Below are 21,466 nucleotides of genomic sequence, written 5' to 3' on the forward strand. Positions count from 1 at the left end.
AATCCGTGCCGTTCGGCGAGCGCCGGCCCTGAACGCAGGGTGCTATCGTGGCAAATCGCGGTGCGCCGGGCTTCAAGGGACGCCAGCGTGCCGAGCAAAACAGGGGGAGCAACCCGTGAAATCCATTCCGCCAAATCCAGCCCGGGTCCTGTTCTACGGCGTCACGGGCAGCGGCAAGTCTTCGGCCGCCCACGCGTATGCTGCTGCTTCCGGGCTCCCGGAGTTTTCCGCCGACGACGACATCGGCTGGCTTCCCGGCTGGCAGCAGCGCAGCGTCGAACAACAACGCGAGATCGCGGCGGACGTGGCGGCCCGCGATTTCTGGGTCCTGGACAGCGCCTACGGCGTCTGGCGCGACATTGTTGTACCCCGGGCGGAACTAGTTGTAGCGCTGGATTACCCCCGGTGGCTGTCGCTTGGCAGGCTGACCCGCCGCTCGGCACGCCGAGTCATCACCAGACAGCCCGTTTGTAACGGAAACGTGGAAACGCTGGCGAGGCTTTTTGCCAGGGACTCGATCTTCTACTGGCATTTCAACTCGTTTGCCAGGAAAAAGCGGGTCTTTAGGGAATGGCAGGCCGATCCGGACATGCCACCGGTGCTGGTGTTTCGCAAGCCCAAGGAACTGGACCACTGGCTGACGCACATCGCAACCGCCACAGGCCCGGTGGATGCCACCGGAGAATCCGGCCGGCCCAAAATGTGAACCAGACGCGTTGATGCTCCTGCACCAGTAAGGTGCGGGAGCATCAGACAGCCACGCTATTTCTTCCCGAAGAGCCCGCCCAACAGCCCGCCGAGGCCACCGTCGTCGTTCTTTCGGTCCTCGACGCGGTCCTCGGCCCGGTCTTCGGTGCGCTCACCGGGGAGGTCGACGTCGATCAACTCGCCCGGAACGGGAGCGCCGCCCTGCGGCATCGGCTGACCCAGCGGACCGGTGGGGCGCTGCGGCGCCGAATCCTTGACGGTCTCCGGTACCACATCAGTACGGGACTGCTGCCCGCCTTGCGTGCCCCCACCGAAAATGCCGCCAAGGATGTCGCCGAGGCCGCCCTGACCGCCGGCGCCGCCCTGCGAACCGCCGCCAAGAATGCCGCCCAGGATGCCGCCGAGATCGATGCCGCCGGGCCCGCCGGCGCTGTTTGAAGAGTCGCCGCCGGCCACACCGCCGCCTGCTGGCGCGTTCCGGCTGCCGAGGATCTTGTTGGCGAGGTAGGACATCACGATCGGCGCCAGAATGGGCAGGAGCTTCCGTACGAGGTCTCCGCCAACGCCGCCCAGGTTGGCCGTCCCTGCGAGCTGGCTGGCCACTTGGTCCTGCTGGCCGCCGAAAACATGGCTGACAATCTTCTCGCCGTCGGACGTGTCCACCTGCGCAACGTCCACACCGCCGTCAATGAGCCCGTCCTGGTGCTGGGCGAGTGCCGACTCCAGGGAGGCTGCACCATCCGGCGCCTGTGCGTTGCTCTGCATGCCCGCAAGGAGGGTGGGCACCGCGGCCTCGACAGCGGCCTGGGCGGACGCCCTGTCCGTGCCAAGCAAGCCGGCAATCTGGTCAACAGGAATCTGTTCCAAAATCTCGCGGATGTCAGTCATAGGACTCTCCTTCGGCCCGGCGGGCAGCGCGGGCATCGTTGGCTGCGGCGCGCAGCTGCGTCGCCGGATGCTGCCCTTGCATCCTAGTCCGGGGCGGGAGACCGGGGAAGGAAAGGACGGGGCAGCGGGAGCCGGGGCCGGCCACGGCGTCGGTCAGCACAGGCAATTGCGGGTAATCTAGGAGAGTTCCGGGCCCGGCGCGGTTTTCGGACGAGTCAATGGCAGGCAGTAAAAGGCGAGGTTGATGGTCCACATCTGGAACGATCCGTCCGAGGTCCCCGCGGACTTGGGCCCTACCGTTGTCACGTTCGGCAATTTCGACGGCGTACACCGCGGGCACCAGCAGGTACTTTCCCAGCTGATCCGCACGGCCCGCCTCAACGGCGCGCGCGCTGTGGCGGTGACATTTGACCCGCACCCGGCACAGGTGCACCGGCCCGAGTCCGCCCCGGAGCTCATCATGGGCCTTGAGGACAAGCTCGTTGCCCTCGGCGAGCTGGGTCTGGATGCCGTCCTGGTGATGAAGTACTCCCTGGAACTCGCCAGCCTGACGCCCGAAGAATTCGTCGCCGGGGTCCTTGTCGACAGCCTCAAGGCCAGCCACGTGGTGATCGGCCATGACGCCCGCTTTGGCCGCGGCAACTCCGGTGACCTGTCCACCATGCAGGAGCTGGGGGAGAAGTTCGGCTTTACCGTGCAGGTCATCAGTGAGTTCGGCTCCGAAGGATTTCCCATCCACGACGACGGCGGCCAGGACCGCCGTTGCTCGTCCACCTGGGTGCGTGAGGCCTTGCGGGACGGCGACGTCACCACGGCGGCTGCCGTGCTGGGCCGCCCGCACCGGATGCGCGGCGAGGTGGTCCACGGTGCTGCCCGCGGCCGTGCACTGGGTTTCCCCACTGCCAATCTGGCCTCCGAAGCCAGCGGCTATATCCCGGCCGACGGCATTTACGCCGGATGGCTCGTGGACCAGGCCGGCACGAGGTGGCCGGCGGCCATCTCGGTGGGTTCCAACCCCACGTTTGACGGCGTCAGCCGGCAGGTTGAGGCACACGTCATCGACCGCCCGGAAGAGCCCGTTGAGAACTTCGATCTGTACGGCCAGACAGTAGTGGTGGAGTTCGCGGCGCGGCTGCGGGGCATGGTGGCGTACCGTGGGCCGGAGGCGCTCGTCGAACAGATGCGCCTGGACGTCGTCCAAGCCCACGACATCCTGTTCCGGCGCTGACTCCCAGTCACTGGCAAGGAAGGCACCGCTGTGTCCGTTGAGAAGAACACGAGGAAACTGGAAAAGGACATCGTCCGGGACTTCAGTTCGCGGATGAGCTACGCGTCGTACCTGCAGCTCCCCACGCTGCTGAGTGCGCAGCAACCGGTGAGCGATCCGGAACACCACGACGAACTGCTCTTCATCATCCAGCACCAGACCACCGAACTGTGGCTGAAGCTGGTCCTTCACGAGCTGCGCAGCGCCGCGGCCTGGCTCCGCAGCGACGACCTCGGCTCCGCCTTGAAGGCGATTGCTCGCGTCAAGCACATCCAGAAGACCCTGACTGAGCAATGGTCCGTGCTGGCCACGCTGACACCCACCGAGTATTCGCAGTTCCGGGGTTTCCTGGGCAACTCCTCCGGGTTCCAGTCCAGTCAGTACCGTGCGGTGGAGTTCGTGCTGGGCAACAAGAACCGCAAGATGCTTCCCGTGTTCGAATCCGATCCCGAGGCCCACGAGCAGCTGCGCCGCGTCCTTGAAGCGCCCAGTATCTATGACGAATTCCTGGCGTACCTCAACCGGCAGGGCTTCGCTATTCCCGCGTCCCTGCTGGAACGCGACGTCACCAAAGCCCACGAGTTCTGCCCCGAACTCGTTCCCGTGTTCAAGCACATCTACGAAAACGCGGCGGACAACTGGGGCGCCTACGAGGCCTGCGAGGAACTCGTGGACCTGGAAGACAACTTCCAGCTGTGGCGGTTCCGGCATCTGCGGACGGTGCAACGGACCATCGGCATGAAGGCGGGCACCGGCGGATCCAGTGGCGCCGCATTCCTGCAGAAGGCCCTGGAACTGACCTTCTTCCCCGAACTTTTCGCCGTCCGGACGGAGATCGGCCAATGAGCACGGTTCACGGGACTCAAGACGCCCTGCTGCAGCACGCCGTCGAACTTGACGCCGCCGACCCGCTGGCCGGCTACCGCGACCACTTCGTCGGAACCGACACTGACCTGTCCTACCTGGACGGAAACTCACTGGGCCGCCCGCTCAAGCGGACCGTCACCGACATCAGCGCCTTCATCCAGGAGAACTGGGGCGGCCGGCTGATCCGCGGCTGGGACGAGGAATGGCTCGCCCTGCCGGAAGCCATCGGAGACCAGCTGGGCCGGGCAGTGCTCGGAGCGGCTCCCGGGCAGACCATCATCGCCGACTCCACCACTGTTGTCCTCTACAAGCTGGTCCGCGCAGCTCTCGCCGCCGTCAAGGACCCCGCCAGGACCGAAATCGTGCTGGACACGGACAACTTCCCCACGGACCGCTACCTCCTGGAAGGCATCGCCCGCGAAGAAGGACTGACGCTGCGGTGGATCGAAGCCGATCCGGCCGCCGGCGTGAGCGTTGAACAGGTGCGGGAGGCCGCGGGGCCCTCCACCGCCGTCGTTGTCCTGAGCCAGATCGCCTACCGCTCGGGCTACCTCGCCGACCTGCCGGCAATCACCGCTGCAGTGCACGACGCCGGTGCGCTGGTGGTGTGGGACCTGTGCCATTCCGCCGGGTCAGTGGAGATCGACCTCGACGCCGCCGACGTCGACTTCGCCGCCGGCTGCACCTACAAGTACCTCAACGGCGGGCCGGGCTCCCCGGCCTTCGCGTACATCAACTCCCGCCACCTCCCAGGGTTGAGCCAGCCAATCTGGGGATGGATGGGCCGCAAGGACGCCTTCGAAATGGCCGCCGGCTACGAACCGGCCCCGGGGGTCCGCGGCTTCCTCAGCGGAACGCCGGCAATTTTCGGCATGATCGCGATGCGCGGCACGCTGGACCTGATCGAAGAAGCCGGAATGTCCGCTTTGCGGGAAAAATCCCTGAAACTGACGGCGTATGCCCTCGAACTCCATGATGCGTGGCTGGCGCCTGCCGGTGTGCAGCTGGCAACACCGCGGGACGCAGAGCGGCGGGGGAGCCACATCACTGTGGACCACCCGGATTTCCGTGAAATGACCGCAGAGCTCTGGGACCAGGACGTCATCCCGGACTTCCGGGCACCGCAAGGCATCCGCATCGGGCTGTCGCCGCTCAGTACGTCATTCACGGAGGTCTACCGCGGCGTCGCCGCGATCCGTGATCTGCTTGCGCGCCCGTAGGTGGTTGCGGGGCAGGTTTCGACAAGATTGCGGCCGGGCCGGTAAACTAAACGTTGGATCCGGCTGCAGTCCGTGGTGGCTGGTTCTTGTTATGTGAAGGAATCCCCGAATTTGCGGGGATCTCCGGCACAGGCACACCCGGCAGTGAGTTACTGATTCGGGCCTCACGGCACATCTCTAGGAGTTATTGTGGCACTTGACGCCGCTGTAAAGCAGTCCATCATCAAGGATTTCGCAACGTCCGAAGGCGACACCGGTTCACCGGAGGTCCAGGTTGCAGTCCTGACTCAGCGGATCAAGGATCTCACTGAGCACATGAAGGAGCACAAGCACGACTTCCACACCCAGCGCGGTCTGCTGGCCATGGTTGGTCGTCGCAAGCGTATGCTCACCTACCTCAAGAACACTGACATTGCACGCTACCGTGCGCTCATAGAGCGCCTCGGCCTGCGCCGCTAGTCAGCTCTAAGGGGCGGCCCATCCCACCCGGAAGGGCCGCCTCCTGCAGTACCAAAACTAAACAGGAGGATCAACCGCATCACGCATTCGCGGTCCTCGGTAGTGATTCCCGGGAACGGCTTCGACGAGTGAAGCCCGGCCCGTGGGTCTCGATCGATGACCGGGTGCAGTGCAGGCCAGTAGACAGATGCTGGGCTGGGTTGATGCGGCTGGACTTCCGTTAACCAAGAAACGGAGGTGACTCTCTTGGAGGGTCCCGAAATCCAGTTCTCAGAAGCCGTCATTGACAATGGCCGCTTTGGCAAGCGTGTAATCCGCTTCGAAACCGGCCGTCTTGCCAAGCAGGCAGCCGGCGCAGCCATGGTGTACATCGACGAAGACACCGCTCTGCTGTCCGCAACCACCGCCGGCAAGCACCCGCGTGAAGGCTTCGACTTCTTCCCGCTGACCGTTGACGTCGAAGAGCGTATGTACGCCGCCGGCCGCATCCCGGGTTCGTTCTTCCGCCGCGAAGGCCGCCCGTCCACCGAAGCCATCCTGGCTTGCCGCCTCATGGACCGTCCGCTGCGTCCTGCCTTCATCAAGGGCCTGCGCAACGAGGTCCAGATCGTCGTCACCGTCCTGGCGATCAACCCGGACGAGCTCTACGACGTCGTGGCCATCAACGCCTCGTCCATGTCCACCCAGCTCTCCGGCCTGCCGTTCTCCGGCCCCATCGGCGGCGTGCGCGTTGCCCTCGTGGCTGACGAGCAGGGTTCGCAGTGGGTTGCATTCCCCAAGCACTCGCAGCTCGAGAACTCCGTGTTCAACATGGTCGTTGCCGGCCGCGTTGCAGGTGACGACGTCGCCATCATGATGGTCGAAGCCGAAGCCACGGACAACTCCTGGAACCTCATCAAGGAACAGGGCGCCACCGCTCCCACCGAAGAGGTTGTTTCCGAGGGCCTCGAGGCTGCCAAGCCGTTCATCAAGGCACTTTGCGACGCCCAGGCCGACCTGGCTGCCCGCGCTGCCAAGCCGACCGTCGAATTCCCGGTCTTCCTCGACTACGAGGACGACGTCTACGCCGCTGTTGAGGCTGCCGCTGCTGAGAAGCTTGCTGCTGTCTTCCAGATCGCTGACAAGCAGGAGCGCGACACCGCTTCGGACGAGCTCAAGGACGAAGTCACTTCTTCGCTCGCCGGCCAGTTCGAGGGACGCGAGAAGGAGCTGTCCGCAGCGTTCCGCTCGGTGACCAAGCACGTTGTGCGCCAGCGCATCCTGAAGGACCAGATCCGCATCGACGGCCGCGGCCTGACGGACATCCGCCAGCTCACCGCAGAGGTCGAGGTTCTGCCCCGCGTCCACGGTTCGGCTATCTTCGAACGCGGCGAGACCCAGATCATGGGTGTCACCACGCTGAACATGCTGAAGATGGAACAGCAGATCGACTCGCTGTCGCCGGTAACGCGCAAGCGCTACATGCACAACTACAACTTCCCGCCGTACTCCACCGGTGAGACCGGCCGCGTGGGCTCGCCCAAGCGCCGCGAAATCGGTCACGGCGCCCTGGCCGAGCGCGCGCTCGTGCCCGTGCTGCCGTCCCGCGAGGAATTCCCCTACGCCATCCGCCAGGTGTCTGAGGCCCTCAGCTCCAACGGTTCGACGTCGATGGGTTCCGTCTGCGCATCCACGCTGTCGATGCTCAACGCCGGTGTGCCGCTGAAGGCTGCCGTTGCCGGCATCGCCATGGGCCTGGTCTCCGACCAGGTTGACGGCCAGACCCGCTACGCGGCCCTCACGGACATCCTCGGCGCCGAAGATGCTTTCGGCGACATGGACTTCAAGGTTGCCGGTACGTCCGAATTCGTCACGGCCATCCAGCTGGACACGAAGCTCGACGGCATCCCGGCCTCCGTCCTCGCTGCCGCCCTGAAGCAGGCACGCGAAGCCCGCCTGCACATCCTCGAGGTCATCAACTCCGCGATCGACACCCCGGACGAGCTCTCCGAGTTCGCTCCGCGCGTCATCGCGGTCAAGATCCCCGTGGACAAGATCGGCGAGGTCATTGGGCCCAAGGGCAAGATGATCAACCAGATCCAGGAAGACACCGGCGCGGACATCTCCATCGAGGACGACGGCACCGTTTACATCGGCGCCACCAACGGCCCGTCCGCCGACGCCGCACGCTCCGCGATCAACGCCATCGCCAACCCGCAGGTTCCGGAAATCGGAGAGCGCTACCTGGGTACGGTCGTCAAGACCACCACCTTCGGTGCCTTCATTTCCCTCACCCCGGGCAAGGACGGCCTGCTGCACATCTCCGAGCTGCGCAAGATCGCCGGCGGCAAGCGCGTGGACAACGTCGAGGACGTCGTCTCCGTGGGCCAGAAGATCCAGGTTGAAATCACCAAGATCGACGACCGCGGAAAGCTGTCCCTGTCCCCGGTTATCGCCGAGGAAGAAGGCGCTGAAAGCGCTGAGACCGTCGAGGCAGCCGCAGAGTAGTCTGCAGCGCACTTCGTAGTCCAAGCACGACGGCGGGGCCGGTGGATCATCCACCGGCCCCGCCGTCGCTAAACCGTGGCCGTCCGCACAGCGCCCCTCCCAGAGGTTCCGGGGGAGTGCTCCGCTGGTACGATGGCAGGCAGATTTGGCACCGTTTTCCTGAAAGGCCTTGATGACTGTCGTACCCCTGCCGCTAGTGCAGAACCATCCCGGAGACACCTTGATCCACGGAGCCGACGGCGGGTCCGTTGTCCGGCGGTCCGTGCTCCCCGGCGGTGTGCGTGTACTGACGGAGGCAATGCCTGGCCAGCGTTCTGCGACCATCGGTTTCTGGGTGGGCGTGGGTTCGCGGGACGAAGCACACGGCCAGCACGGATCCACGCATTTCCTGGAGCACTTGCTGTTCAAGGGCACCCGGCGGCGCACCGCCCTGGAAATCGCTTCAGCCTTCGACGAGGTCGGCGGGGAGTCCAATGCCGCCACAGCGAAGGAAAGCACGTGCTACTTCGCCCGGGTCCTGGACACCGACCTCCCGATGGCCATCGACGTCATCGCGGACATGATCACCGGCGCTGTCCTGGATCCGCAGGAGATGGAGCAGGAGCGGGACGTCATCCTGGAGGAAATCGCAATGGACAGCGACGACCCCACAGACGTCGCCCACGAACATTTCGTCGCAGCGGTGTTGGGAACCCACCCGCTCGGCCGCCCGATTGGCGGGACCCCCGAGGCCATCCGGGCCGTTGCCCGGGATTCCGTCTGGGACCACTACCGCCGCTACTACCGTCCGGACGAGCTGGTCATCACCGCCGCCGGCGGACTGGACCACGACGTCGTCTGCGGACTTGTGGTGGACGCGCTCCAGCAAGCGGGCTGGGCGCTGGAGCCCGGCGCCGCTCCCGTGGAAAGGCGCTCCACTGAGCGGGCCGAAATTACCGGCACTGCCGGACTCCATGTGGTGAAGCGGCCCGTTGAGCAAGCGAACATCATCATGGGTTGCCCCACGATCGTTGCCACGGACGGCCGCCGCTATGTCATGAGCGTGCTTAATGCTGTGCTGGGCGGCGGCATGTCCTCCCGGCTCTTCCAGGAGGTTCGCGAAAAGCGCGGCCTGGTGTATTCCACCTACTCCTTTGCATCGTCATACGCCGACGCCGGTTACTTCGGCATGTATGCGGGATGCACCCCGTCGAAGGTCCGCCAGGTCATTGAGCTGCTGGGTGCCGAGCTGGACAAGCTGGCAGAGCACGGCATTTCTTACGACGAACTCAAGAAGGCTGTGGGCCAGCTCTGCGGCGGGATCGTCCTGGCGCTCGAGGACACCGGATCACGGATGTCCAGGCTGGGCCGGGCCGAGCTGGTGTCCGGTGAATACCAGGACATCGAGGAAACGCTCCGGCAGATCAAGGGCGTCACCTTGGAACAGGTGCGCGAGCTGGCGCGGGAACTGGCTGCAGCGCCTCGGACAGTAACGGTAGTGGGTCCGTTCGAGGAAGGCGAAACCTTCGGCCTCTAGCTCGTACCCCTGAAGCTGGACAACTCCACCCCGGGGCGTGATGATGAAGCCGGGGCACACTGGAGGAGCTATGGACCGTCTACACCCGGGGACTGCGCGGCAAGAGCTGCACGCTTTCCTCGGGCATTGGACAGGGACCACACGCATCGAGGCGACGCCGCGCCGGCCTGCGAGGACAGCAGCTGCTGAACTGACCTTCGCCACGGCTGCCGGCGGGTACGCGGTGCTGCAAAGCTACCGCCATTCGGAAAATGACGGGATCCGTTTCGAGCGGCATGGCATGTTCACCATGGACGCTGACCACCCGGACACGGTCTGGTATCACGTGGACAGTGTGGGACTGCCGCGGGAAGCCCCGACGCGGTGCACCCTGCACAACGGAGTACTCACCGTGGAGCGCCGCAACGGCCGGGACACGTCCCGGCACACCTTCCGGGTGGACGACGGCGTGCTGACGCACACTTCCGAAGTCCGTCTTGCGGACTCCGCGGCCTTCACGCCCTTCATGACCTCCGTCTGCCGCCGCGTGGCCGAGGACTCCGCCGCCCGTCCCTGAGATTCGGCTGTCACGTGCTGCCCCCAGGGCACCTCCGCGACGCAGCCGTCAGCAACCGGCCCGTCGCGGCGCGTCAGGGGGCGGACTCCAGGATCCGGGCCTTCGGAGCGCCCTGGAGGGCAGGGGCCGCCACGGGGGAGTTCCACACCTTTTGCTGAAGGCTGGCCAGCAAGGCCTCGGCCTGCTCCCGGCTCCCCAGATCAAGCTCAACCACCACGTAGTGCGGATCGTCCACCGGCCGGCTGATCCGATGCGCGGTTACGCCCGAAGCCGCGCGGTTCACCGGATCCCGGTCGAAGGCCGTCTTCCACAGGTCAAAATCCTTGATCCCGTGCTCTATCTGCAGGGTGAACATCACAGACTCTCCTTCCGGCTGGCTGTTCCGTTGTTGCGGATACTTCACGCTATGCCCGGCCGGTCGGAGCGCGGTATCCCAGAAATCTGGGCGGGTCCCCAGGCCATACTGTTTCCATGACCACGAATTGGGCGGTGAGCCGAAGCCTGGACAGGATCGGAGAAATCTGCCGTGAGTCCTTGGAGGACCACGAATTGCGGGCAGCGCTTATGGTCGAGCTGGGCCGCGTCGTTCCGTTCAGGTGGTTTGCGTGGCCCCTGACCGACCCCGCATCCTGCACCGGCATTTCACCGATGGCCCGCATTCCCTGCCCGCAGGAACTGCCCGCACTGATCAAGCTGAAGTACGTGACGGCGCCAGGCCGCTGGACGTCGATGCTTGCCAGCGGCCGGATTGCGGTGACCCTGCGAACGGCCACCGGGGGAGACCCGGCGCGAAGTCCGCTGTGGAACGGTGTCCTCCGTCGGTATGGCGTAGCGGACGTCCTGTCCACAGTGTTCGCCGACGGCCACGGCTGCTGGGGCTGGCTCGATCTGTGGCGGACGACGGACGACGGACCATTCACCGAACGCGATAGGACGCACCTGGCAGCAGCCGCGCCTGTCATTGCGGCGGGCCTGCGGCGAAGCAGGGCGGCGCAGATGAGGCGGGATGCGCAGCCACGCCGTGACCTGCTGCCGACGTCCGGGCTGCCCCAACAAGCGGTGCTGACGCTGGACACCGAGCTGAACATAACAAGCCGCAGTCCCTCGGCCGGCGACTGGCTTGGCCTGCTGCAGCCTGGGCCCAGCCCCTATGAGGCCATACCGGCCGAGGTCTACAACGTGGCCGCACAACTCCTGGCCATCGAGGCCGGAGTGGATTCCCAACCGGCATCCGCCAGGGTCCCGATCGGCCTGGGCCGATGGGCCGTCCTCAGGTCATTCCGCATGGACGCCGGGGAGGACCCGGCGGTGAGGTTGGCGGTGACCATCCAGGAGTGCCCGGCAGGGGAAAGGCTCGACGTATTCGCCCGGTGCTTCGGCCTGACGCCGCGGCAGCACAGCCTGCTTGAGCTCGCCGCGGGCGGACTGGACACCGCGGCGTTGGCGGCAGGCCTGGGCATCAGCCCGTACACGGTGCAGGACCAGTTCAAACTGATTTTTGCGGCATGCGGGGTAAGGAGCAGGAACTCCTTGCTGGCCTTGGCCCTCGGCACCGAACGCGGCCGTCGTGATGGCCCGCTGAAACCCTAGCCGCCGGCAAACGGAGGCAGCACGTCCACCACGTCGTCCGGTCCCAGGACCACGGACCTGTCGCGGACAGCCACTTCGTTGAGCAGGAAACTGCTTCGCGAGAGAAGCCTGCCGAGGGGAGGCGTGCCGGCGGGCGGAGCCGGCCGGTCGACGTCGAGCACGGCGCTTAACAGCGATTCCATGGTGGAGCCTGCCGGAAGCTCAAAGCGTTCCTCTTCCACCCCTGCCGCGGCGCGCGCGGCAGCGAAGTAACGTACGTTCAATGCTTCAGCCTCCGATGGCGCTCATGCTGCGGTCCGGCTGGACAAAGTCCGGGGCATCCAGTCCGACGTGGTCCATGCCGTGCGCCTTTGGCTTGATCCACATGGCGTCCTGCCAGCGTTCGGCGAGCTGCTGGTCAGTGGCGCCTTCGCGCAGCAGTCCCAGCAGATCGAATTCTTCGCGTGAGAACAGGCAGCTCATGATCTTGCCCTCGGCCGTGATCCGGGTGCGCTTGCAGTCCGAGCAGAACGGCTCGGTCACGGAGGCGATGATTCCGACCGTGCCCAGTACGGGGCCGGTGGCGTCGGCGGATCCCGGCGTCCGGCGTCGTACCTCGAAGCGTTCGGCGGGGGCGCCGTCGCGGTCGCGCGGATCGGCGCTGAGCACGTAGTCGACGGACAGGAGTTCGCGGATTTCGGCCGCGGTGACCATGTCCCGGCGGGTCCACCCGTGGTCGGCGTCGAGCGGCATTTGTTCAATGAAGCGGAGTTCGTACCCGCGGTCCAGGGCCCAGGCCAGCAGGGACGGGGATTCGGCGTCGTTGATTCCCCGCATCAGGACGGCGTTGAGTTTCACGGGACCGAGTCCGGCCGCCCACGCGGCATCCACGCCGGCGAGGACCTTATCCAGGAAAGGCCTGCGGGTCAGTTTGGTGAACGTTTCCTCGTGCAGGGAGTCCAAGGAGACGTTGATCCGGGAAAGCCCGGCGGCCTTCAGTCCTGCTGCCTTCTTGTCGAGGCCGACGGCGTTCGTGGTCATCGAGATCGGGAGCTGCGGGTGGGCCTGGCGCAGGGCGGAAATGATGTCGAGCAGGTCCGCCCGGACCAGGGGTTCGCCGCCGGTGAGGCGCAGTTCGCGCACGCCCAGCAGGTCGACGCCGATCCGCACGATCCGCACGATTTCCTCGGCGGACATCACAGCCTGCTTGGCCAGCCATTCCAGGCCTTCGGCCGGCATGCAGTAGGTGCAGCGCAGGTTGCATTTGTCCGTCAGGGACAGCCTCATGTCCGTGGCGCGGCGTCCGTAGCGGTCCATTAGGCCCGCAGGCGTGCCCGCCGGCCGCGACGGCACTACCGGATCGGAACCTGCCCCCTCCCGGGGTTGCGGCATACCAAGCTGAACACTCATAAATTCAGGCTACGCCACCTTGGGGTCAACCATCACGCCTGTGACACCCGTGGATCCCACGGAGTTCCATCGGATCGCCACAGAAGCCGGCAAAGGCGCCCCGCATCCGGGCCCCGAACCTATGCTGGAGTAGTGAACAAGTCCCAGTCGGCCACGGGCCAGGTCCCGGCGGGCTTGCCGGCAACAGTCGCGGCCAGGTGGGCGGCTGCCGCGGGTGTAGTGGCAGTGGCCGCGGGAGTGGTCGTCGGCGAACTCGTCGCGGCCCTCGTCAGCCCGGCGCTGTCGCCCATGACGGCCGTTGGCGGCGCCGTGATCGACGCCGTTCCGCCAGCCGTCAAAGACTGGGCCGTCTCAGCGTTCGGCACCGCGGACAAGTTGGCGCTGCTCGTCGGCATGGGGCTTGCCATCGGCGCGCTGGCCGCACTGGCTGGACTCCTGGAATGGCGCCGCCGCTTCGCCGGGTTTGCGGTCATCGCCACCTTTGGAGCGGTGGGCCTCGTGGCTGTACTGGGCCGGGCCCAGGCAACCGGCAACGCCATCGCGCTGCCCCTGCTTGCCGCCGGAGCCGCAACCGTGGTGTTGCGCTGGCTGATGTCGCGCCTGCGCGAATGGAAAGAGGCTCCAGCCGCCGTGCCAGCGGCCGCCGCCGGCGCGGCTCCACCCTCGGAAGCTGGCCGGCGCCGGTTTATGCAAGCACTTGGCGGAGGGGCCGTCGTAGCGACGGTGGGCGGAGGGCTTGCCGCAGCACTCCGCGGTGCCGCTGCCGGAGTCAGCGAAGTCCGCAGCAAGCTTGCCCTGCCGGCAGCCGCGTCTCCCGCTCCGCCGGTTCCGGCGGGCGCCGCGCTGAACCTTGACGGCATCAGTCCGCTCGTGACTCCCAACCGGGACTTCTACCGGATCGACACCGCCCTCACGGTTCCGGCGGTGGATCCGGACTCCTGGGTCCTCAAGGTCACGGGCATGGTGGAGCGGGAGGTTGAGCTGGACTTCGCCGCGTTGCTGTCCAAGCCCATGACCGAACGCCATGTGACCATCGCCTGCGTGTCCAACGAAGTGGGCGGGGACCTGATCGGCAATGCGCTGTGGCTGGGCTGGCCGGTCCGCGAACTGCTGGCCATGGCAGGGCCGCAGACCGGGGCGGACATGGTGCTGTCCCGCAGTAAGGACGGGTGGACGGCCGGCACACCGCTGGAGGTCCTCACCGATGGCCGCGATGCCCTGATCGCCGTCGGAATGAACGGTGAGCCGCTGCCGCTCGAGCACGGCTTCCCGGTGCGGCTTGTCGTGCCGGGCCTGTACGGCTATGTTTCCGCCACCAAGTGGCTCACTGAACTCAAGGTGACCCGGTTCGCCGACGACGTCGGCTATTGGACGCCCCGCGGCTGGAGCGAACGCGGTCCCATCAAGACGTCCTCGCGCATCGACGTTCCGCGCTCCGGCCGCCCGGTTCGTGCCGGAACGGTGGCCTTCGGCGGCGTTGCATGGGCCCAGCACACCGGGATCGGCAAGGTGGAACTTCGCGTCAACCGCGGCCCCTGGCAGACGGCGGAGCTTGCGCCGGGCATATCCCGGGACACGTGGTACCAGTGGCAGTTGTCGGTGCCCCTGACGCCCGGGCAGTACGAGGTCCAGGTCCGGGCCACGGACCTGAAGGGTGCTCCGCAGATCGAAAACCGTGCCCGGGTGGCTCCCGACGGCGCTACCGGATTCCACACCATTAGAGTTGACGTGACGCCGTAGCGGGCGCCCAGGATGCCCGGACCAAGGTAAGGAACGCATGCACAGCACCGACGACAGGCATCAGGCCCGCACTGTGGAGGCCCACCGCGACGCCGTGCGGGATTTGCTGGCCGGCCTCCCCGGACCCGGCCGAACCGAAGAGCTGCCGCTCCTGGTGGCGCTGGGGCGCGGGCTGGCTGCGGATATCCCCGCTCCAGTGGACCTGCCGCCGTTCGCCAACTCCCAGATGGACGGCTTTGCCGTCCGCAGCAGGGACACTGCCGACGGCGGGGTGACCCTTACGGTGGTGGCGCCCATCCCGGCCGGTGCCGCCGCGGCCGCGCTTAAGCCGGGCACGGCCGCCCCCATCATGACCGGCGCCATGATTCCCCTCGGGGCCGACGCCGTCGTGCCCATTGAAATGGCTGTTCCCGATTCCTTCCCGGACCCCGGAACGGCAGCCACAGTCCGGCTGCCGGCAACAGAGCCTGGCACCTACGTCCGGAACGCAGGCAGCGACATCCGCTCAGGGGAGCTGGCGCTCGCCGGCGGAACCTTTCTCGGCCCGGGCCAGCTGGGGCTTCTGGCCGCACTGGGCATCACCCGGGTCAGCGTGCACCGGAAGCTGAAAGTGCTCCTCGCCACCACGGGCGACGAAGTGGTGGAACCCGGCAGCCCACTGGCACCCGGCCAGATCTACGACGCCAACGGCACGCTCCTGGAAGCGGCCATGGGCCAGGCCGGGCTGGATGTCCTGCGGGCGGCGATCTCAACGGACAGTCCGGAGGAACTCACCGCCATGCTGCGGGAGCGAGCCCCGCAGGTGGACCTGATCGTCACCACGGGCGGCGTCAGCAAGGGCGCCTACGAAGTGGTCCGGCAGGCCACCGCGGAACAGGACGTGCAATTCCTTCATGTGGCGATGCAGCCCGGCGGCCCGCAGGGAATCGGCCGGTTCGACGGCGTTCCGTTCATCGGTTTCCCGGGTAACCCGGTCAGCTGCCTGGTCTCCTTCGAGATGTTCCTCCGCCCGGTCCTCAGCTCATTGTTCGGGGCACCGGCACCGCGGCCTGCCGTTCGGGCCCGTCTGGCGGAATCAGTGGACTCACCCGCGGGCAAGCACCAGGTCCGGCGCGGGACCCTCCTTCCGGACGGCACGGTCCGTCTGGAAGGCGGCGCAGGCTCGCACCTGGTCCATGCCCTCGCCAGCTCCAACGCCCTGATCCAGGTTCCGGTGGGGACTTCTGCGCTCGCCGAGGGCGCAGAAGTGGAAGTATGGACGCTGTGAATACTGAAGACAATGCTGCCGGGCTGACGCATCTGCGCCGGGACGGAACAGCGCAGATGGTTGATGTTTCCGGCAAAGCCGAGACCACGCGGGAGGCCACAGCCACCGCCACGGTCCGCACCACCGCGGAGGTGCTCGCCCTCCTGGGTGCGGGCGACCTGCCGAAGGGCGACGCTTTGGCGGTGGCCCGCGTGGCCGGAATCATGGCCGCGAAGAAGACCCCCGAGCTCATCCCGCTGTGCCACCCGCTGCCCATCTCCAAGGTCACCATTGACTTCGAACTGGGCCGCGATGCCGTTCTGGTGCTGGCCACCGTCAAGACCCGTGGCGTCACCGGTGTCGAAATGGAAGCCCTCACCGCAGCATCGGTGGCGGCACTGAGCGTGTACGACATGATCAAGGCAGTGGACAAGCACGCCGTCTTGACCGATATCAGGGTGCTCGCCAAAAGTGGCGGCAAGAGCGGGGACTGGACAGCATGAGCAGCTTTGGACAGCAGCCCGAACCGCACCGCCACGGAGAGGCTACCGGCCGGAAGGCCGGCGTCGTGATTGCCTCCAACCGGGCCGCTGCGGGCATCTACCGGGACGAAACCGGTCCGGTGATCACCGATTGGCTGACGGAGCACGGCTTCGAAACGTTCCCGGCCATGGTGGTGCCCGACGGCGAGCCCGTGGGCGCCGCGCTCCGGGCCCTCCTGACGCAGCATCCTGCCGTGATCATCACCAGCGGCGGAACCGGACTCAGTCCCGATGACCTCACCCCGGAGATGACTGTCCCCCTGCTGGACCGCGAGATTCCGGGGATCATGGAGGGTATCCGGCAGGCCGGCCTGGCCAAGACGCCCATGGCGATGCTGAGCCGCGGACACGCGGGCGCGGCCGGTCGGACGTTCATTGTCAATCTCCCCGGATCACCCAAGGGCGTCATGGACGGCCTGGGCGTGCTTGATCCGGTCATCACCCACCTTTGCGACCAACTGGAAGGCAGCCATGAGCACTGAAACCGGATTCGAAATCGTGAATGCCGTGCTGAGCGCGGAGCCCATCTCCGTGGCGCAGGCTATCGCCGCCGTGGAATCGGACACGGCGGGCGCCGTGGTCAGCTTCAGCGGCGTAGTCAGGAACCACGACGGCGGCAAGCCCGTTGAGCGGCTCAGCTACAGTGCGCATCCCACGGCCCACCAATTGATGGCCGACGTCGTCGCCCGGCTCGTGGCCGAACATGCGGGCGACGGCGGTGAAACTGTGCGGATCTGGGCCGCACACCGGGTGGGCACGCTGGAAATCGGCGACCCCGCACTGGTGTGCGCCGTGTCCGCCTCGCACCGCGGCCAGGCGTTCGACGTGTGCTCGGAACTCGTTGACCGGATCAAGGCGGAGGTGCCCATCTGGAAGGAACAGTTCTTCAGCGACGGGACCGTCGAATGGGTCGGGGCCGGGGCCTAGTAACCTCCCGTCCCGGTTCATCCGGGCGGCGGGCCCGACGGTAGGGTTAAGTCCATGACCGAACAACTTGCCGTCGCCGTCCTGGGCGCGAACGGGCGCATGGGCGCCGAGGCCGTGAAAGCCGTGGAAGCGGCCCCCGACATGAAGCTCGTAGCGGCCCTCGGACGCGGTGATTCCCTGGAGCAGCTGGTCGACGCCGGCGCCCGTGTTGTGGTGGACCTGACGGTTCCGGAAAGCACCGAAGCGAACGTCCGCTTCGCCGTCGAACACGGCATGCACGCCGTCGTCGGCACCACCGGCTGGGACGCCGGCAGGCTCGGCGAACTTGAGGAACTGCTGGGCCGGAACGCCGGGGTGGGCGTCCTCATTGCCCCGAACTTCGCGCTCGGTTCCGTGCTGGCGTCGGCCTTTGCCGCCAAGGCTGCCAAATACTTCGAATCGGTGGAAGTCATTGAGCTGCACCACCCGGACAAGGTCGATGCACCTTCCGGCACTGCGGTCCGCACAGCACAGCTGATCGCAGCCGAACGCGCTGCCGCCGGCATCGGCGCCAGCCCGGACGCCACCACCACCGAACTGGCCGGTGCCCGCGGCTGCGAAGTGGACGGCATCCGCGTCCACAGCGTGCGCCTCCGCGGCCTGGTGGCCCACCAGGAAGTCCTCCTCGGCGGACCGGGGGAGCAGCTGACCCTGCGCCATGACTCCTTCGACCGGGCTTCGTTCATGCCTGGCGTGCTGCTGGGCGTGCGGAACATCGCTGGCCACCCCGGACTGACCGTGGGCCTGGACGGCTACCTGGACCTCGGGGTCTGACGGCAATGGGCAACGTCCTCACCGGACTGAAGAAGAACCGCACCAAGATCTGGGTCGGCGCGGTGACGCTCCTGCTGGTCTTCTATTTGGTGGTGTCCTTCCAGCGGTCCGTGCTGCTCCTCACCGACCCCAACCCCGTGGCCAAAGCCATTGGCGCCGCCTACCTGGTCCTGCCGGTCATCGGAGCCTGGGCGCTGGTCCGTGAGCTCCTGTTCGGCGCCCGGACAGAACAGATGGCCAAGGTCCTCGAGGCCGAAGGGGGGCTGCCGGTCGACAACCTGCAGCGCACGCCCGCCGGAAGGATCGTGCGGGAATCGGCAGACGCGGAGTTTGAGAAGTACCGCACGGAAGCCGAGGAAGCGCCGGACGACTGGCGCTCCTGGTTCCGGCTGAGCTGTGCGTATGACGCCGCCGGAGACCGCAAACGCGCCCGGGCGTCCATGCGTGATGCACTGAAGCTGTTCCGCGGGGGCAACAAGCCCGCCTAGCGGATTCCCGCCCGCTGGTACCGGCCCACCTCGCTGGCGGCGTGGGCTACCCACTCCAGCGGGCCCCTCCAGTTCAGTGCCGCCAGCGACCCTCCGATGAGGACGGCGGTCAGCGCCTGCGCGGCATATACACCTTCTGCGGTCCATCCCGCCGGCAGTGGCTGCAGGTACATGGCAGCCACCAGGCACACATGCGCCGTGTACAGGCTGAGGGTCATGGCCCCTGCACCGCGCAGGGGGAGCAGCAGGTCCAGTGCGAGCCATTCGCCCAGCCTGCCCAGCAGCAGGCAGGCGCCCACCACGGCGGCGGCTACGGCTGACGTGTGGAGCAGGTCCAGCGTTGTGCCCGAGTGCGGTGCGCTGCTTGCCAGCCACCACCAGGAGCCCGATTGCTCCACCCCGGCAAGGTTCACCTGCAGGAGGCTGTCCAGCGGGTAGCGGGGATCCGCGAGCCGGGCCTGCAGCGCCTCCTTGCCGCCCCACGCATCCATCGTCAGCACGCCCAGCCATCTGGCCAGTACAGCCACCACGGTGCCTCCGGCCAGCAGCATCACCTGGATGGCCATCCTGGTCAGTGCCAGCCGGCCGATCACCAGCCCGATCAGCAGGTAGCTCAGCCATTGCAGGACGGGGTAGTAGCCGGTCAGGAAGATGTCCCCCAGCAGGCGCCCGGGAGTGGTGAGATCGTCCCAGTTGGGATTGTGGCCCAGCTGGAGCGGCGGGGAAGGGGCCAGCAGCCACGGCCGCAGCAGGTAGGCCAGCACGGGCGAACCCAGCACCCAGCCGGCAGCGAATGCGCAGAGCGGCTTGATGCTGAGGCCGATGAAGGGGAGGACGCACAGGAACAGTACGGCGTAGTGGACCAGGATCACGGCGACGTTCACGTCCAGCCCGCCCAGGAAGAGTCCGACGACGGCGATCACCAGGGCGCGCAACGCTATGCCGCGGCGTGCGCCGCTCAGCTCCTGGCCCTGGGGCGGACGCTGTTTTCCGGTGGACAGGGCGAGGCCAATCCCGGCCAGGACGGCAAACAAGGCAGCGGCCCGCCCCGAGAAAGTCAGGCCGATCCACGTGGGTGTCAGCTGCGCATCGGCTTCGAACGTGGGAAGCAGGTGCGTGGCCATCATGCCGAGCAACGCCAGCCCCCGGGCCGCGTCGATTCCGGTGAGTCTCGTTGTCTGGGTGGTGCCTTTGGCGGTCCGCGAGGGTGAAGCAGTGCCACGGGAGGTCATGAGCCGATCGTCTCATATCCGGCTGACAGCCCTTGTATTCGAATATATGTTCGAATAGCATCGTTCCATGAACAATGCACCAGAACGCCGGTTGCCGGACTATCGGGCGCCGGAAGGCAGAGCGCCGGAACGCCGGGCGCCGGAACGCCGGGCACCAGAACCCAAGGCACCGCAACGCCGGACACATCACGAATCTGCTGCGGGCCCACTCAAGGCGATGAGCCCGGGTGTGGTGGATTATCTGTTTCGCCAGCTTGTGGCCGGAGAACCCGCCGAGGATGTTCAGTGGGGCAGTGAGGGTGTCGCCCTGTCTGCCCAGCCGCCCGGCGCCGAATTGGCCCGCAGGCTCTCCGAGTGCGACGTTGATGCCCTCACGCCTACGGAGCTCTTCCACTACGTCCGGGCCGCTCAGCGGCTGGCTGCATGGGCAGAGTCGCTCCGGGAAGACGCCGTGGGCCGCTACTGCGGCGCTCCCCGGCAGGGACCCGCCCGCAGCCCTCAAGAGTGATGCCCCGAGGGCCGAATTTGACGCTCGTCACGCCGCCCCCATTGTCCTAACAAGGCGGGGACAGGGTAACGTTTTTCCTATGGCTGAGACTTCCGCGAATAACCCTGCATTTGGCACCCTCCTGACCGCTATGGTCACGCCGTTCACTGAGGACGGCAAAGTGGACTACCAGCAGGCGGCGGAACTGGCTGTGAAGCTTGTCGACGACGGCTGCGACGGACTGGTCGTCACGGGAACCACAGGCGAAACTTCCACCCTCACCGACGAGGAGAACGTGGGCATGTTCCGTGCGGTCAAGGATGCTGTCGGCGGCCGCGCCGCGATCATCGCCGGCACCGGGACCAACGACACCGCACACTCCGTTCACCTTTCCAAGCAGGCGGCCGAGGTCGGCGTCGACGGACTGTTGATCGTCACCCCGTACTACAACAAGCCCAGCCAGGCCGGTGTGCGCGCCCACTTTGAGACGATCGCCTCCGCCACCGACGTTCCCGTGATGCTCTACGACATCCCCGGCCGTTCCTCAATCCAGATTGCTCCGGAGACGATGATCCGCCTCGCCGAGCACCCGAACATTGTTGCGGTCAAAGATGCCAAGGCCGATTTCGCCGCAGCCACCCGCGTCATGGCGAACACTGACCTCCTCTTCTACTCCGGGGACGACGGACTGACCCTGCAGTGGATGGCGCTGGGCGCCGTCGGGCTCGTGGGAGTCACAACCCACGTTGCCACCCGCCGGTTCCGCGAGCTGATCGACGCCGTTAACGCGAACGACCTCGGCACCGCCCGCAAGATCAACTTTGAACTCGAACCTGTTATCCGGGCCACGATGACCCGCGTGCAGGGGGCCGTAGCGGCCAAACAGATTCTTAAATGGCAGGGAGTCCTGCCCAACTCGGTTGTCCGTTTGCCCCTCGTGGAGCCGGACGAAGCCGAGATCGCAATCATCCGCGAGGATTTGGCGGAAGCAGGAATGGTCTTTTCCTGATCGGCAAAGACGATTCCTGCTTTCGCCCGGAAAGT

Annotated in this window: 23 protein-coding genes; 18 read left to right on the plus strand and 5 right to left on the minus strand. The window is 66.5% G+C overall.

All coding sequences use genetic code 11. The features are described 5' to 3' along the window. Positions 1 to 115: 115 nt before the first annotated feature. Complete coding sequence (locus tag ACSQ1X_RS07315) at positions 116 to 706, plus strand: adenylate kinase (protein ID WP_436057196.1); 591 nt, start codon at positions 116 to 118, stop codon at positions 704 to 706. A gap of 56 nt (positions 707 to 762) precedes the next feature. Here ACSQ1X_RS07315 and ACSQ1X_RS07320 read toward each other — a convergent pair whose 3' ends face one another. Continuing rightward, the gene (locus tag ACSQ1X_RS07320) at positions 763 to 1,596 is read right to left on the minus strand and encodes a DUF937 domain-containing protein (protein WP_436057197.1); all 834 of its coding nucleotides are present in this window, start codon (positions 1,594 to 1,596) and stop codon (positions 763 to 765) included. Between the two features lie 244 nt (positions 1,597 to 1,840). Between ACSQ1X_RS07320 and ACSQ1X_RS07325 the strand changes: the two genes are divergently transcribed. From ACSQ1X_RS07325 to ACSQ1X_RS07355, 7 genes are all read left to right on the plus strand, one after another. Beyond that, a complete protein-coding gene (locus ACSQ1X_RS07325) occupies positions 1,841 to 2,824 on the plus strand; it encodes a bifunctional riboflavin kinase/FAD synthetase (protein WP_436057198.1) in 984 nt (327 codons plus the stop codon). A gap of 30 nt (positions 2,825 to 2,854) precedes the next feature. Continuing rightward, on the plus strand, positions 2,855 to 3,709 hold the full coding sequence (gene kynA / locus ACSQ1X_RS07330; RefSeq protein WP_055798418.1) for a tryptophan 2,3-dioxygenase: 855 nt from the start codon (positions 2,855 to 2,857) through the stop codon (positions 3,707 to 3,709). Continuing rightward, entirely contained in the window at positions 3,706 to 4,950 is a 1,245-nt protein-coding gene (gene kynU, locus ACSQ1X_RS07335; protein ID WP_436057199.1) for a kynureninase, read from the plus strand. Before kynA ends, kynU begins: the two co-directional genes overlap by 4 nt. 189 nt (positions 4,951 to 5,139) lie before the next feature. After that, positions 5,140 to 5,409 (plus strand): 30S ribosomal protein S15, encoded by a 270-nt coding sequence (rpsO, locus tag ACSQ1X_RS07340; protein ID WP_028271969.1) that lies wholly within the window; start codon positions 5,140 to 5,142, stop codon positions 5,407 to 5,409. Positions 5,410 to 5,655: 246 nt separating this feature from the next. Beyond that, positions 5,656 to 7,896, plus strand: a complete 2,241-nt coding sequence (locus tag ACSQ1X_RS07345; RefSeq protein WP_055798739.1) for a polyribonucleotide nucleotidyltransferase — start codon at positions 5,656 to 5,658, stop codon at positions 7,894 to 7,896. 172 nt (positions 7,897 to 8,068) lie between these two features. Then, positions 8,069 to 9,412, plus strand: coding sequence for a M16 family metallopeptidase (locus ACSQ1X_RS07350; protein WP_436057200.1), 1,344 nt, complete (start codon positions 8,069 to 8,071; stop codon positions 9,410 to 9,412). A gap of 70 nt (positions 9,413 to 9,482) precedes the next feature. Then, positions 9,483 to 9,968 (plus strand): DUF1579 family protein, encoded by a 486-nt coding sequence (locus tag ACSQ1X_RS07355; RefSeq protein ID WP_055798406.1) that lies wholly within the window; start codon positions 9,483 to 9,485, stop codon positions 9,966 to 9,968. 73 nt (positions 9,969 to 10,041) lie between these two features. On the opposite strand, the gene ACSQ1X_RS07360 is transcribed toward ACSQ1X_RS07355, so the two are convergent. Next, positions 10,042 to 10,323 carry a hypothetical protein gene (locus ACSQ1X_RS07360; RefSeq protein ID WP_436059288.1) on the minus strand — a complete coding sequence of 94 codons (282 nt, stop codon included), beginning with the start codon at positions 10,321 to 10,323 and terminating at the stop codon, positions 10,042 to 10,044. Between the two features lie 116 nt (positions 10,324 to 10,439). On the opposite strand from ACSQ1X_RS07360, the gene ACSQ1X_RS07365 reads away from it, so the two are divergent. Continuing rightward, a complete protein-coding gene (locus ACSQ1X_RS07365; RefSeq protein WP_436057201.1) occupies positions 10,440 to 11,558 on the plus strand; it encodes a helix-turn-helix transcriptional regulator in 1,119 nt (372 codons plus the stop codon). Here ACSQ1X_RS07365 and ACSQ1X_RS07370 read toward each other — a convergent pair. After that, a complete protein-coding gene (locus tag ACSQ1X_RS07370) occupies positions 11,555 to 11,821 on the minus strand; it encodes a MoaD/ThiS family protein (RefSeq protein WP_055798396.1) in 267 nt (88 codons plus the stop codon). The two genes, ACSQ1X_RS07365 and ACSQ1X_RS07370, sit on opposite strands and share 4 nt — an antisense overlap. Before the next feature lie 4 nt (positions 11,822 to 11,825). Next, on the minus strand, positions 11,826 to 12,947 hold the full coding sequence (gene moaA / locus ACSQ1X_RS07375; protein ID WP_436057202.1) for a GTP 3',8-cyclase MoaA: 1,122 nt from the start codon (positions 12,945 to 12,947) through the stop codon (positions 11,826 to 11,828). 288 nt (positions 12,948 to 13,235) lie between these two features. On the opposite strand from moaA, the gene ACSQ1X_RS07380 reads away from it, so the two are divergent. From ACSQ1X_RS07380 to ACSQ1X_RS07410, 7 genes are read left to right on the plus strand one after another with little or no spacing between them, the layout of a single operon-like run. Then, on the plus strand, positions 13,236 to 14,687 hold the full coding sequence (locus ACSQ1X_RS07380) for a molybdopterin-dependent oxidoreductase (protein WP_436059289.1): 1,452 nt from the start codon (positions 13,236 to 13,238) through the stop codon (positions 14,685 to 14,687). Positions 14,688 to 14,724: 37 nt separating this feature from the next. Beyond that, a complete protein-coding gene (locus ACSQ1X_RS07385; RefSeq protein ID WP_436057203.1) occupies positions 14,725 to 15,954 on the plus strand; it encodes a molybdopterin molybdotransferase MoeA in 1,230 nt (409 codons plus the stop codon). Further along, positions 15,942 to 16,436, plus strand: a complete 495-nt coding sequence (gene moaC / locus ACSQ1X_RS07390; protein ID WP_055798386.1) for a cyclic pyranopterin monophosphate synthase MoaC — start codon at positions 15,942 to 15,944, stop codon at positions 16,434 to 16,436. Before ACSQ1X_RS07385 ends, moaC begins: the two co-directional genes overlap by 13 nt. Next, entirely contained in the window at positions 16,433 to 16,957 is a 525-nt protein-coding gene (locus ACSQ1X_RS07395; RefSeq protein ID WP_055798383.1) for a MogA/MoaB family molybdenum cofactor biosynthesis protein, read from the plus strand. The genes moaC and ACSQ1X_RS07395 overlap by 4 nt, the downstream gene beginning before the upstream one ends. After that, positions 16,947 to 17,402: a molybdenum cofactor biosynthesis protein MoaE gene (locus ACSQ1X_RS07400; RefSeq protein WP_436057204.1), complete on the plus strand. Its 456-nt coding sequence runs from the start codon at positions 16,947 to 16,949 to the stop codon at positions 17,400 to 17,402. Before ACSQ1X_RS07395 ends, ACSQ1X_RS07400 begins: the two co-directional genes overlap by 11 nt. Positions 17,403 to 17,456: 54 nt before the next feature. Next, positions 17,457 to 18,215 carry a 4-hydroxy-tetrahydrodipicolinate reductase gene (dapB, locus tag ACSQ1X_RS07405; protein WP_436057205.1) on the plus strand — a complete coding sequence of 253 codons (759 nt, stop codon included), beginning with the start codon at positions 17,457 to 17,459 and terminating at the stop codon, positions 18,213 to 18,215. Positions 18,216 to 18,220: 5 nt separating this feature from the next. Then, positions 18,221 to 18,703: a hypothetical protein gene (locus ACSQ1X_RS07410; protein WP_055798375.1), complete on the plus strand. Its 483-nt coding sequence runs from the start codon at positions 18,221 to 18,223 to the stop codon at positions 18,701 to 18,703. Here the strand turns inward: ACSQ1X_RS07410 and ACSQ1X_RS07415 are convergent. Next, positions 18,700 to 19,935, minus strand: a complete 1,236-nt coding sequence (locus tag ACSQ1X_RS07415; RefSeq protein ID WP_436057206.1) for a heparan-alpha-glucosaminide N-acetyltransferase domain-containing protein — start codon at positions 19,933 to 19,935, stop codon at positions 18,700 to 18,702. The genes ACSQ1X_RS07410 and ACSQ1X_RS07415 overlap by 4 nt on opposite strands. A gap of 67 nt (positions 19,936 to 20,002) precedes the next feature. Here ACSQ1X_RS07415 and ACSQ1X_RS07420 point away from each other — a divergent pair, with 67 nt between their 5' ends. Then, entirely contained in the window at positions 20,003 to 20,443 is a 441-nt protein-coding gene (locus tag ACSQ1X_RS07420; RefSeq protein WP_436057207.1) for a hypothetical protein, read from the plus strand. Between the two features lie 79 nt (positions 20,444 to 20,522). Then, a complete protein-coding gene (dapA, locus tag ACSQ1X_RS07425; RefSeq protein WP_055798365.1) occupies positions 20,523 to 21,431 on the plus strand; it encodes a 4-hydroxy-tetrahydrodipicolinate synthase in 909 nt (302 codons plus the stop codon). The last annotated feature ends 35 nt before the right edge of the window (positions 21,432 to 21,466 follow it).

The sequence above is a fragment of the Arthrobacter sp. LjRoot78 genome, assembly GCF_964254335.1.
In the GTDB taxonomy this organism is placed as follows: Bacteria; Actinomycetota; Actinomycetes; order Actinomycetales; family Micrococcaceae; genus Arthrobacter.

Bases quoted from the DNA above. Each gene is read 5' to 3' on its own strand.
- ACSQ1X_RS07320 (WP_436057197.1), bottom strand. From the start codon at position 1,596: ATGACTGACATCCGCGAGATTTTGGAACAGATTCCTGTTGACCAGATT.
- ACSQ1X_RS07325 (WP_436057198.1), top strand. From the start codon at position 1,841: ATGGTCCACATCTGGAACGATCCGTCCGAGGTCCCCGCGGACTTGGGC.
- kynU (WP_436057199.1), top strand. From the start codon at position 3,706: ATGAGCACGGTTCACGGGACTCAAGACGCCCTGCTGCAGCACGCCGTC.
- ACSQ1X_RS07350 (WP_436057200.1), top strand. From the start codon at position 8,069: ATGACTGTCGTACCCCTGCCGCTAGTGCAGAACCATCCCGGAGACACC.
- ACSQ1X_RS07355 (WP_055798406.1), top strand. From the start codon at position 9,483: ATGGACCGTCTACACCCGGGGACTGCGCGGCAAGAGCTGCACGCTTTC.
- ACSQ1X_RS07360 (WP_436059288.1), bottom strand. From the start codon at position 10,323: ATGTTCACCCTGCAGATAGAGCACGGGATCAAGGATTTTGACCTGTGG.
- ACSQ1X_RS07365 (WP_436057201.1), top strand. From the start codon at position 10,440: ATGACCACGAATTGGGCGGTGAGCCGAAGCCTGGACAGGATCGGAGAA.
- moaA (WP_436057202.1), bottom strand. From the start codon at position 12,947: ATGAGTGTTCAGCTTGGTATGCCGCAACCCCGGGAGGGGGCAGGTTCC.
- ACSQ1X_RS07380 (WP_436059289.1), top strand. From the start codon at position 13,236: ATGACGGCCGTTGGCGGCGCCGTGATCGACGCCGTTCCGCCAGCCGTC.
- ACSQ1X_RS07385 (WP_436057203.1), top strand. From the start codon at position 14,725: ATGCACAGCACCGACGACAGGCATCAGGCCCGCACTGTGGAGGCCCAC.
- moaC (WP_055798386.1), top strand. From the start codon at position 15,942: ATGGACGCTGTGAATACTGAAGACAATGCTGCCGGGCTGACGCATCTG.
- ACSQ1X_RS07395 (WP_055798383.1), top strand. From the start codon at position 16,433: ATGAGCAGCTTTGGACAGCAGCCCGAACCGCACCGCCACGGAGAGGCT.
- ACSQ1X_RS07400 (WP_436057204.1), top strand. From the start codon at position 16,947: ATGAGCACTGAAACCGGATTCGAAATCGTGAATGCCGTGCTGAGCGCG.
- dapB (WP_436057205.1), top strand. From the start codon at position 17,457: ATGACCGAACAACTTGCCGTCGCCGTCCTGGGCGCGAACGGGCGCATG.
- ACSQ1X_RS07410 (WP_055798375.1), top strand. From the start codon at position 18,221: ATGGGCAACGTCCTCACCGGACTGAAGAAGAACCGCACCAAGATCTGG.
- ACSQ1X_RS07415 (WP_436057206.1), bottom strand. From the start codon at position 19,935: ATGACCTCCCGTGGCACTGCTTCACCCTCGCGGACCGCCAAAGGCACC.
- ACSQ1X_RS07420 (WP_436057207.1), top strand. From the start codon at position 20,003: ATGAACAATGCACCAGAACGCCGGTTGCCGGACTATCGGGCGCCGGAA.
- dapA (WP_055798365.1), top strand. From the start codon at position 20,523: ATGGCTGAGACTTCCGCGAATAACCCTGCATTTGGCACCCTCCTGACC.